At 59.1% G+C, this 10,750-nt stretch carries 5 protein-coding genes and 1 pseudogene; 3 read left to right on the forward strand and 3 right to left on the reverse strand.

Annotated elements, in window-relative coordinates; translation table 11 throughout:
- Together FAA86_RS23625 and FAA86_RS23630 are read right to left on the reverse strand one after the other, a co-directional pair.
- Positions 1-1,163 (reverse strand): ABC-three component system protein (locus tag FAA86_RS23625; RefSeq protein WP_136543679.1); only part of this gene is annotated, 1,163 nt, incomplete at its 3' end.
- 100 nt (positions 1,164-1,263) lie between these two features.
- Positions 1,264-2,352, reverse strand: coding sequence for an NAD(P)-binding protein (locus FAA86_RS23630; protein ID WP_136543681.1), 1,089 nt, complete (start codon positions 2,350-2,352; stop codon positions 1,264-1,266).
- 1,097 nt (positions 2,353-3,449) lie between these two features.
- Between FAA86_RS23630 and FAA86_RS23635 the strand changes: the two genes are divergently transcribed.
- The 3 genes and pseudogenes from FAA86_RS23635 to FAA86_RS25245 all read left to right on the forward strand — a co-directional run.
- Entirely contained in the window at positions 3,450-4,574 is a 1,125-nt protein-coding gene (locus FAA86_RS23635; RefSeq protein WP_136543683.1) for a metallophosphoesterase family protein, read from the forward strand.
- Positions 4,571-7,195, forward strand: a complete 2,625-nt coding sequence (locus FAA86_RS23640) for a DNA-binding protein (protein ID WP_136543685.1) — start codon at positions 4,571-4,573, stop codon at positions 7,193-7,195. Before FAA86_RS23635 ends, FAA86_RS23640 begins: the two co-directional genes overlap by 4 nt.
- Positions 7,196-7,249: pseudogene (locus tag FAA86_RS25245) on the forward strand ((2Fe-2S)-binding protein); the annotation flags it as partial. It abuts the gene before it with no gap.
- A gap of 125 nt (positions 7,250-7,374) precedes the next feature.
- Here the strand turns inward: FAA86_RS25245 and FAA86_RS23650 are convergent.
- Positions 7,375-10,750, reverse strand: a 3,376-nt coding sequence (locus tag FAA86_RS23650; RefSeq protein ID WP_205910067.1) for a class I SAM-dependent DNA methyltransferase, incomplete at its 5' end; no start/stop codon positions are given.

Here is a 10,750-nt window from a genome sequence, read left to right on the forward strand (position 1 = left end):
ACGCCAGATTGACCAAGAAGTGGTATAACATCGCTAGTATTACTAAGCGAGTGGTTGGCTTCCATGATCATGGCTGTTGGGGCCGATTGCATGGGAAGAAGAACAAATTCAGTGGTCCAAGCATGCCGCAACGCCATGATGGCCATGTCCTCATTGTCAATAAAGGTTGCTGCACAAGTATGGCCCGATCGCACCGTCCCGTTGATGTCACGGCGTAAGTTTCCAGGTCGGCTATCGCGCGGGGCGATGACCTGCCAGGTAGTAGCAACCGTGAGCGCTACGGCGCAAGCGCGAATCAAGGGCTTGAGCAGCAAGCGTCCGGCGAGGACCGTGCCTTCCAGCCCTGCTTGTTCGTCGTCCTTTGCGCAGACCGCAAGACCGAAGAAGCGGGGCAGCAGACCGGGCTCGGTTCGAAACCGGTGGATCCAGCCCTGCCAAGTCGGTCCCATTTGCTCGCGAATATCGGCTGCCGCGACAAATGACACCAGGTGGCCGGGGTCCTCCGCATGACTGATGTACCGTTTTAGGTGGCGGTCGACCGCCTCGAGCAGCCAACTGTCGAGTCTCCTGTTGATGTCTGCAGCCAGATCGTTTGGCGCGCAAACTATCGAATTGAGAATGGATGGGTCGCCACCCAGCGCCCGCAGACTAGGCAGCCGCAGGTCAGCTGCGCTGGGTGACGCGCTTGAGAGCGTTGTCAGGAATGGCTGCCAGCGCGCGACATCCACGAGAAAGCTCGCGCGTGGCGAATGAATGGCGAGACGCGCAACAGCATGAGCAAGTGCGGGTCCGAGGTGGTCGGGCGGATCTATGACGGTGAGTTCGCGCTGGGTACTATCGTCAGACCAAAATGTAGCAATATCGGCGAGTGGTGTATCCCCGCTCCAGCGCGCCTGGTTATCGACAAGCCAGAGCTTGCTGCTCCGCGGAACCGCGGCAAGTATTGCGTCGAGGTGGTAACGCGGCGGAGGTAATCGGGCTTGACGAGATAAGCGTAAAAAGTGATCTCGTGTTGCGGTATTGAGCTTGGGAGCAATACTGTCTACAGGAAAGGCCGTTACCCATTGGGCATGTTCGGAGTCATAACCGGCGAGCAGGTTTTCGAATGGTTGGCGGATCGCATCACGTCCTGGTCCGCGCCGGGCAATTACCCAGTCGGCCACGACCGTCGTCGTCCCACACAAGAATCGCCTCGACCCAATACGGTCACCCGGCTGAGACGCCAGTTGCTGTACGTCATTACAGGTGACATGCGAGAATCTTTCAGCGCCCGGCCGTTCGCAGGCCTTCTTCAAGAGGAAGACAGCGAGACGATTTAAGCGGGATGTTCTGATCGATAGAAGTTCGTTCTCGCGCGTTTGAAAAAAACAGCTGCACACCTACGCGCATCTGCCCGCGCATCTGGTCTACAAGTCCAAGATTTTCGACTTCGACGCCAATTGCATTTTCATACGCGGTAACGAAATCGAAACCTTGCCCCATTGACTCGGCGGCGAGCGCCTGAGCGTCGATTGCTAACAAAGGGCCACGCAAGGCCTGCACGCCTTGCCGCTGGGCGATGCCTCGGACGATGTCATCGTGCCGGAACGTCGAACTTGCAGCCGCAATGAGATCGATCAGGCCGCCGTCGCCATTACCGCTGACGAGAAATGTTGGCCGAGCGTTCCCTGCAATCTCGGCTCCTGGCACACCCGCGTCGCGCCAGTAGCTAGGGGTGTCTGTCCCGGGCAGGGCGAAGGGGTTTTCGATGCCGAAGCCAATGGCTAGCACGACGATATCGAACTCTTGGCTAGCAACCTCGCGCGCGCCCCCATCGGCCTCTCGCTCAAAAGAAACGATGAAGCGGCCGGCCTGGGGTGTAATGGCTGTAATCAAATGCCTCGTGCGCACAGATAAACGATCTTCAGCCGCCATTTGAATTTCGCTGAACTCCCGCAGCACGGCCCTGCGGACGTCGATCGCCGATCCGGAACGCCAATCAAGCAATGGCAATTCTGCTCTTTCGTGGTCAGCATCGGGATTTGGCCAATCGTAGATATGCGGATCTAGGCGTCGACGCTGCGAATCTCCCTGCAAAGGCAACAGATGATGTGCCTTCTCGAATAGTTGGACGCCTACGCCGCCCTGCAAGGCGAGGGCTGCAGCAAGCGTTAGTCCGGCTGCGCCGCCGCCGATGACAGCAACCCGCGCATTGGCTGGGAGCCTGTGCTCGTGAAAGAGCGCATGTGCGAGCTCGAGAGCTCTGACTTGCTGCGAGTAGAAGGTGATACGCGTATCGTAGCATCCGAGGACGTAAACCCCCGGGTGGGCATTGATACTGGAACCAGCGATAGTATCTGTAGCATTTAGCATGGAGCTGGAGCGTCCGCCTCAGCCGTGTCCTCGAGTTTCCGCGAGCCGGATTGATCGAAACTGATCGGCATGGTGTATAAGATAGTTGGAGACTTACGTATTACGTGTGTTCGTGGTTGACCAGGCGTCGCTCGCCGAGCAGTCCGTACAGACGTTTCTTCCCGTCATAAGCCTCCCCCTATGCGATCTGTGACGAAACATTTGATCGCACATCGGCGCGCGTATTTCTAGATGCGAATAAAGGTATGGTTGCGATCGGCGTTCAGCCAACGGCTGAAGACGAACATCGCTTATGCGACCTCCAGGTGTTTCAAAAGGGAATACGACAATAGCGACTAGGCCCCTTCCGCACTCTCGCCCCTAACGTTTGCCACGCTTCTTATTCTGGGTGTGGATGAGAAATGGGACAACGGCTCACCCGAATTCACGATGTTTGATCATTGTCGCCAATGAATCCGATAAATCCTGACCTGAGACCCGACTTTCATCCGAATTTAGGGAGAGTCTTGGGTTTTCTTGCTCTGGGACCAAACTTGGGACCGGCCGAAAACTCTAATTCCCGGCGGTCCAAAACTTGGTCCGAGAGCAGTCGCGCACGCCGTCTTCAACAACAAGCGTATACTGGTGGTTCTCGACAAACGGGTTAGATGGCTTGGAGACGCGAATCTGGCCAACGGGCATGCGCCGCCGCCGGAAAGTTAGGCCCCAGCTCTCGTTGGCAAAGTTTCGCTGTACCATTTGTGGAACGTAATGGTGGCGATGCGGCCCCTTGCGCGACATAAGGTAAACCCGATGCTGTTGCGTTACAGAATCTCTTTCGAGTGCCGATGGCGGGGAGGGTCCTCTGTCGCGTTGCAAACAGTTTTCTTACTCCCGTCCGAGCCAGTGTAGGCTGAAGAAGCCTTGCATGCCATAATCGCAACGGTCGCTCATCCGGGTTTTGCCCAGCTTGATCCCTGGAGCCTCGCTGAACAGCGCTTGGCTACTCGTCTGACGCCGCCCCACGCTCAAACAGATGGTGATCGCTGTAGAGAATGAGATAGACTTGGGTGAACTAACGGGGCAGACACTCGTGTGCCTCTCAACAACCGGTGGTCATGTTTCGATTTATCCATTCCAGCGATCTTCATCTCGGAAAGCGTTTCGGCAACTTCGAGGGTGACTTGCCCAGCCGTTTGCGGGAAGCAAGACACACTATTATCACGCGGCTGGCTGCACATGCCCGCGAGCAAAACGCGACAACGGTGCTACTCGCAGGAGACACATTCGATACCGAGACGCCTGCAGCGCAGGTGCGACGCCAGGCTTTTGCCGAGATGGCGGATGATCCCGCGATCAGGTGGGTGATCCTGCCGGGCAATCACGATTCCCTGCAGGCCTCCCAGCTCTGGACCACGTTAAGGGCAGAAGCACCCGAAAACGTCGTACTCGCGGTCGAGCCCCGGCCGATCGAATTGGCGAGCGGTGTCGTCCTATTGCCCGCACCCTGCACCACCCGTCGCCCCGGCCGAGACCTGACGGAATGGATGGATGGTCAAGCCTCACCCGATGGGACGCTGCGTATTGGGCTTGCCCATGGTGCCATTCGCAGCTTTTCAGAAGAGGGAGGCGCTTCCGAGGTGATTGCGCCGGACCGGGCAAGACGCGCGGGGCTTGATTATCTTGCGCTTGGCGATTGGCACGGCATGGTGAGTGTAGACGCGAGAACCCATTATTGCGGGACACCAGAGCCGGACCGTTTCAAGCATGACGCGCCGGGTACGGCTCTTCTGGTCACGATTGCCGGTAACTCGATGCTGCCCGCAATCCAGGCCTTGCCCACGGCAACGTTCGCCTGGCAGAGCCTCGATCTTCATCTGCTCGAAAGCGACGCTCCAGAGCCTGCACTCAATTCCCTGCTCCCGGCTTTGCGGGAACGCAGAAACTCGCTGATCCGGGTGGTGGCATCAGGGCGCACTCGCCTCGCAGCGCGCACGGAGCTCTCCGCCGCCGTTGAAAAGGCTGCTCCGGATTTCGCTTTTCTGAAGCTACACCAGGATGGATTGGTCACGGAATGCGAGCTGGAAGACCTGGACCAGATCGATCGCGGTGGCGCCCTGCGTGAAGCTGCCAATGCTCTCCTTGCCGAGTCTACGGATGAACGTCGACCCTTGTCTGAGCGTGAGATTGCGCGAGCGGCCTTGATGCGTCTCTACTCCTACACACAGGCGATCACGCCATGAAGATCTCAGCCCTGCGCCTTTTCAACGTCAAACGGTTTGGCGGCCGTGGTGTTGCCATCGAAGGTATCGGCGACGGCGTGAACGTGCTTTGCGCCGCCAACGAGTTCGGCAAGTCGACGAGCTTTGAAGCTCTGCATGCCCTTTTCTTCCAACCTCATTCCGGCACGCCGGGCGATGTTCAGAGACTGCGCCCCTATAGTGGGGGGAACCCGTTGGTCGAGGCCGATATTACCACTGGCGAGGGCAGCTTCCGAATTACCAAGCAGTATTATGGTGGGCGGTCAGCCCGTGTTGTGGATCTTGGATCCGGCCGTCTCGTCGCCCAGGCTGATGAGGCAGAAAACTTCATCACCAGCCTGATCAGGGGAGGGACCTCCGGACCTGCGGGTCTCCTCTGGGTGCGCCAGGGTATCACCGGCATGGAGAAGCGAAGCCGGACCGAGGAGGAGGGGGAAAAGCAGGTCCGCCAAAGCCTGCTCGAATCCGTCCAGGGAGAGGTGGAGGCAGTAACCGGCGGACGCCGGATGGCCGACATCATGGCGGCCGCGAAAGAAGCCCTGTCGGACATCGTCACGGCCACCGGCAGACCGAAGGCTGGCGGTCGCTACGCAGCTGCGATCGAGGAACGGGATAGGCTCGCCGCGGATGAGGTGCGGCTGGCAGCCGAGGTAACCCGATTGCGCCAAGCGCTGGACCAACGCGCGAACGCAGCAGCGAGACTTGTCGAACTCGACAGTCCTGCAGAAAGAGAAGAGCGCAGGGCGGCGATTCAGACAGCCCAGAGCAGGTTCGATGCCGCCAAGGCGCAGAACGAGAAACTGAAAACGGCAGAAGCGGAACTGAAGCTTGTCCGCGAGAGGCGAAACGCGGCAGAGCGGGAATTCAAGGCGTTTACCGAAGCTCGGGAGAAAGCAGTCCTTCTGCAAGAAGATGTAGCTTCTGCAGAGAACAATAGGGCTGAAGCGATAAAGCGGCGCCGGCAGGTGGCCGATGCGATCGAAAAGGCACGTGAGAACGTGGATCTCGCGGAGGCTGAGGAGCAGGGGCTCCGCGAGCGGCTAGCCCGCTTCGACGCGGCAACGAAAGCACACGAGGCGCACAAGCGCTTGGCTGACTTGAAGCAGCGATTGGCCGAGGCGGAGAAGCTACGTCAGAGCATTGAAGAGGGTGAGGCTCAACTCGCACTTCTGCAAATACCGACAAAGTCCGTCGAAGAACTGCAAGCATGCGAAGTCGAAATTGCGAAGCTGCGTGCCATCGATGAGGCGGCTCGCCCGTCAGTCTCAGTCCACTACGAAGCCGATACAGCCGGAACGGTGACCCTCGACGGCCAGCCCTTGGTAGATGGCGAAGACCGTACCTACGACGGACATGCTCGGCTTGAAGTCGCAGGAATTGGGACAATTACCTTGCGTTCCTACCGCCCCGGTCGGAGCGACAACCAACTGGTGAAGGCAGAAGCGGCAAGAACCGCCCTTCTTGCGTCCATGGTCGTCGATAGCCTTTCTGCAGCGCGAGACAGGCAGGCAAGGGCACAGCTGGCCGATGCTGACTTGCGGGGATTGAGAGACCGGCTGTCCTTCATTGCTCCAGAGGGCCTGGCGAAACTCAGAGAGGAAGTCGAAGCAGGTAACACAACCAGCCTCGAGGGTCTCGACCTGGATGAGGATCCGGCGCTGCTTCGCACCGCGCTGGGACAAGCCGAAGAACGCCGCAAGCAGGCGCGTCTCGCCCTCCGTGAGGTAGAGCCAGACCAGTCTCGTGCCAATGACGCCTTCGTCGCCGCGGAGACGCGATTGGCGTCTCTGACTTCCGATCAGGCACAGTTAGCTGTGATCCTCGGGCCGGAAGAAGTGCGTGCAGAGCGCGAGCACACATTGTCTGCCAAGCTAAGCGATCTGGATAAATCGCTTTTTGAGGCGGAGGCCCATGTCCTCAAACTGGGTGAAGATGCCGGTGATCTCGCGTCGATCGAGGCGGCGCTGACCCGTGCTCGCTCGATCGAAGCGGCAGCCGACAAGGAAATCAATACACTACGGGAGACCATGGCCGGCCTGAACGCAGAGATCCGCGCACAATCCGACGAAGCCGTGGAAGAGAAGTGGCGGGAGACTTCGGAGGCACTCACTGCGGCGATTGCGCGGGTGGCGGCATTTGAGAAGGAGGTGGCTGTCCTCCAGCGTGTGACCACCGCCCTGGAAAATGCCAGGTCTGAGGCTCGTGAACTCTACCTCAAACCTGTCATGGCTGAGCTCGGACCGCTGCTGAGACTGCTCTTCGACGATGTTTCGATCACCTTCGATGACAAGACGCTTCTACCCCAGACCATCCTGCGCAATGGGCAGGAAGAGGATGTCGACCGCCTGAGCGGGGGAATGCGGGAGCAGTTGTCCGTCCTGACGCGGCTGGCGTTTGCACGGCTTCTCGCGCGTGACGGCCGGCCGGCCCCTGTTATCCTGGATGATGCTCTGGTCTATTCGGACGACGACCGCATCGAGAAGATGTTCGACGCACTCCACAGGCAGTCTCGAGACCAGCAGATTATCGTGTTCTCCTGTCGCCAGCGGGCGTTTCAGAAGCTAGGAGGAAATGTGCTGCAGATGAAAGATTGGCAGCCTTAGAGCTGCTGCTTCCGATATACGCGTGCAGCTTCATCTGCCTGCACGAACTGTTGATACCCGCAAAACCTGCTACTGACGCGACCCTCATCTCTTTCGCAAAGGAGAACCCGGTTATTGGCAGCTGATGTCACACCTAATCGGTCGCCTCGATGACTGTTTCTGACAGCGCCTCCGAGGCATCACGCCACGCTACGCCAGCTGAACGATTTGCCTTCTCTTGTTGAGACCAACCCCATCCGAACCAGGGACGAGAGAACGGCATTCACTGCGGGCAAGCACTTTCGTCCTTGGCGGAAGGACAGCGCAATCGTAAGCGCGTCGACGCCGCCTTCGGCTGCGATAAGTTGGTGCAAAACGGCAGGCGTCTGGTCGCGTTCGTCGGCGGGGAAGGCAGGCTTCTGGCCGGAGACGGCCTCCAGGATCGCCTCGCCGAGATCGGCCTCCAGCTGCTCAGCCTTTTCCTTGTCCGAGCCGAACCGCGGGATCTGATAGTCGGGGCGCAGCCAGCGCACCAGCCCGCGCTTTTCTTCCTTGGCGCGCTCCTTGTTCAGCACAACGAGCCGGGCCAGCACCTCTTCTTCCGCCAAATCGACCGGCCAGCCATAGGCTTCCGCCACGGCAAGATCGAGCTTGTCGTGCAGTTCCTTCAAGATCAGCACGAGGCCATCGTCGAAGATGCGGCGCTCCTTGGCGTCCAGATCGTCAGGTTTCGCGCCTGCCTTCAGCCGCTCCAGCACGTTGTAGAGGCCGGTTAGCGTCAGATGCGGATGTTCTGAGAGTACCCGCTTGCGATGGGCATCGAGTTCTTCGGCAACAGCGCCGATGGCGGATTTCTGGGTGTCGGAGGCATCGGGGAAGGGGAAGGGGTCGAAACAACGGGATTTGACGTAGACTGAGTCATTGCCGACGCCAAGCCAGCCCCCGGTGCGCATCGCCCATGGGACATGGAAGCGGGAGGACAGAACCCCAAGCCAATAGCCGTCGCTCAGGCCAATGGCTACTAACTTGTTGTCGGGCAGGATCGAGGCGTCGAGGAACTGAAAGATGCGGTGCTTGGCAGTCTCGACAGTTGCGATATAGCGCGGAAGCTCGACAAGAGCCGGTCGTAGATCCCGACGGGGTTCACCGAAGATCCACCAATTGTCGCGATAGGTCGCCCGATTGTTGACATCCCGCTCCGGTTTCACTGTCGTAAGCACATGCTGATAGACCGCCGGATAACGAACACGGACGTCTTCCGCCGTAAGGCCAAAGAGATCGATGACCATCACACCACGTGGACGGTCGGTCAGGTCACGGCCGTTGCGATAGAGGCGGATATGGCGCTCCAAGCCAGGGCTTCGTCCGAGGCCGAGATGTTCGGCATCTTCTGGCTTCACAATGAAGCCAGAGCCGTGCAGCGACATGCCGCGCGACGACAGTCCTTCATTGGATCTCATGGGGATCACCGATGCTAGATCTACCCCCACCGTCAAATCTGCGTTGATCCGCCCAATTTTCTCCTCGAACAGGATTACCGGACTGTCAGTCTCGACCCCTTCCTCTGCCGTCACCTCCATCAGCCTCCCGTCATGTTTTCCGGCCTGCGCTACTGTCATAGCAATTCGCACGGCCGCACTGTCCCGTGTCACCTTGGTCCACGGATGATCGGCAATCGCCATTGTCAGCGACAGCGGCTTCTTGGCGTTGAGATAAGGCTCCATCACCCGGCGTTGAAACACCTGGCTGATCGAATTGGTGGTGACGTAACCGAAGCGTTTTAAGCGACTCTTGGGTTTCAGCAGAATGTCGGCGGAGCGATCCCACCAATACATAACGAAATCGGCGCTGTCATTCATGTGGCTGTGCGCCTTCCACAGCGCCTCGGCGTAGGCGCTCCCCATGCGGGCGCGGATGTCTTTGCCGCCGACAAAGGGTGGGTTGCCGACGATGTAATCGGCATCAGGCCATTTCGGCCGGCGCGCATTGGGGTAGGTGTCCACACCGTCCTTCACCTGGGGCAGCGGATAGCCGTCCCAAAGCAACACCGCGTCGCGGTTCTCGATGTTGTGGAAGGCTTTGAGGATCGGCTCTGATGGCGCGGCGCCTCGGTTCTTGAAATGCCATTGCAGATGACCGATCCATAGGACCAGCTCGGCAATGGCCGCCGCGCGTGGATTGACCTCAAGCCCTAGGAACTGGTGCGGATCGACCGTGTGGCTTTCAAGCGCCAGCCCCTCCTGGCCGCCGAGATTGGCAAGCGCTTCCAGCACTTCGCCTTCGAGCTTCTTCATCAGCTCAAGCGAGACGTAAAGGAAGTTGCCAGTACCACAAGCAGGGTCGAGCACTTTGGTATCGCAGAGCCTGTCGTGGAAGGCTTGCACTGTCCTGATAGCCGCATCCGCCTTTCCCTCGGCCTTCTGCCGGTCGGCGGTGGAGCGCGCGGCGTCCCACTCTGATCGCAAGGGATCGATGACGGTCGCGATCACCAGTCGTTCGACATAGGCGCGCGGAGTATAATGGGCGCCGAGCTTACGGCGGTCGTACGGATCGAGAGCCTGTTCGAGAAAGGTGCCAAAAATGGCAGGCTCGACATCTTTCCAGTCATAGCGGGCAGCAGCCGCAAGCTCGCCAATCTCTTCCCTGGCGAGCGGCATGGCGCGGCGGTTCTTGAAAAACTCACCGTTGAAACGCTTCACCTTCTCGCGGATCGTCGCGGTGAAGCCGCCTTCGTCCATCGCCTTCCACAGATCCTGCATCATGCCGGGGAATATCTCGGGCTTCTCCGTGCAGTCGGCGAGAAGGTCCTTGAAGCTGTCCTTTGGCAGAAGCTCGACATCCTCAGCAAACATTGTGAAGAGCGTGCGCATCAGGAACATCGCGACCTCCTCAGTCGGATGCCCCTGTTCCTCCAGCGCCTTAGAAACTTTGGCGATGCGTGTCGCGATTTCGCGCGTCACCTTGGCCGCGTGGCGGGTCGGATCGAGTGAGAGAGGATCGGTCCAGATTGCCTTCAGCCGGGCGCGCACCGTTTCGTCGCGCAGCTCCTCCAGATAGATGCGGAAGGAGCGGCGATCTGGGAACTGGTCATAGGCCTTCCCGTCACGACGGAAATTCGCATAGACCTCGATCGCGTGGCCGACATCGCAGACCAGCACGAAAGGCGGCGGCTCATCGGAGGTCGGCAGTAGCCGGACGTAGTTTTCGGCTTGCGCGCGGGCGTTCATCATCAGGACGTCCCAGGAGCGATTAGCGCTTGCTCTCCGGCCACGTGGTGTGGACTCAATGCCCGAAGATTGCAGTCCTCCGGATACCTGCTTTTCTCCAGAGAGCCTGCTTTGCTTGGCCTCGAGTACGAAGCAGTCCTTTTTGTAGAGGTCAATACGCTTCAAGGAGCTGCTGCCGTCTCTAGTCACCTCTCTGACAACGCGCTCGAAGACATAGCCATTATTCTCCGTGGTAGCAGACGCGGGATCTGGATGAGGAACCTCAAGGAGGTCGCACAGCTCTACCAGAAACAGACCATAATTAGCTCGTTCTTGCCCACCTTCTTGATCCTGCCACCGTCGGATAAAT

The organism is Rhizobium rosettiformans W3, assembly GCF_004912135.1.
GTDB lineage: Bacteria > Pseudomonadota > Alphaproteobacteria > Rhizobiales > Rhizobiaceae > Allorhizobium > Allorhizobium rosettiformans.

Excerpts from the sequence above, each read along its gene's own strand:
- FAA86_RS23630 (WP_136543681.1), bottom strand. The coding sequence starts at position 2,352 with ATGCTAAATGCTACAGATACTATCGCTGGTTCCAGTATCAATGCCCAC.
- FAA86_RS23635 (WP_136543683.1), top strand. The coding sequence starts at position 3,450 with ATGTTTCGATTTATCCATTCCAGCGATCTTCATCTCGGAAAGCGTTTC.
- FAA86_RS23640 (WP_136543685.1), top strand. The coding sequence starts at position 4,571 with ATGAAGATCTCAGCCCTGCGCCTTTTCAACGTCAAACGGTTTGGCGGC.